At 60.5% G+C, this 768-nt stretch carries 1 pseudogene and 1 other annotated feature; the pseudogene reads right to left on the reverse strand.

The features are described from left to right. A pseudogene (locus HK20_RS13255) lies at window positions 1-768 on the reverse strand (IS3 family transposase); the annotation flags it as partial. Continuing rightward, window positions 375-491: a sequence feature (AL1L pseudoknot), on the reverse strand. (Overlaps the previous pseudogene by 117 nt.)

The raw sequence follows: 768 nt of genomic DNA on the forward strand, positions 1-768 counted from the left end.
ACATAGACCATGCCATTCCAGGTCTGGACATAGGTAAAGTCCGAGACCCAGAGCTGGTTGGGGCTCTCGGCCCGGAACTGCCGGTTGACCCTGTCATCGGGACAGGGGCGCGCCGTATCCGGACGGGTCGTGATGACCTTCCTGCCCCGGATGACACCCTTCAGACCCATCTTGTGCATCAAGCGCTCAACAGTGCAGCGTGCAACCTGTCGTCCCTCACGCTGCAGGCTGTGCCACACCTTGCGCGTACCATAAACAGCACGGTTGTCCTGCCAGATCCGGCGGATATGTTCCATCAGTTCCCTATCGCGCCGGGCACGCGGGCTGGCCGTGGTCGGATCTCTTGCTATGGCCGCCTGATGATAAAACGTTGACGGGGCAATCGGCAGAACGCGACAGATTGGCTCGACCCCGTAATCGGCACGGTAGACTTCAATAAACGCGATCATTTGCGAAACGGGCGGTCGAGCTCCGCCTGTGCAAAATAAGCCGAGGCCTTCTTCAGGATCTCATTGGCCTGACGCAGTTCACGGACCTCACGCTCCAATGCCTTGATCCGTGCCGTCTCGGTCGTGGTTGGCCCCGGTTGCGTACCCGCGTCCCGCCGGGCCTGCTTCCACCAGTCATGCAGGCAGTCGCCCGAGCAGCCAAGCTTGCCACCAATCTCGCGACAGGCCGCTGATAAGCTCGGGTAATCCGATCGATGCTCGTCCAGAAGGCGCACCGCGCGCTCACGGAACTCAGGCGAATAACGTGATGTCTTCTTCT

Source organism: Acetobacter sp. DsW_54, from assembly GCF_002153575.1.
Taxonomy (GTDB): domain Bacteria; phylum Pseudomonadota; class Alphaproteobacteria; order Acetobacterales; family Acetobacteraceae; genus Acetobacter; species Acetobacter fabarum.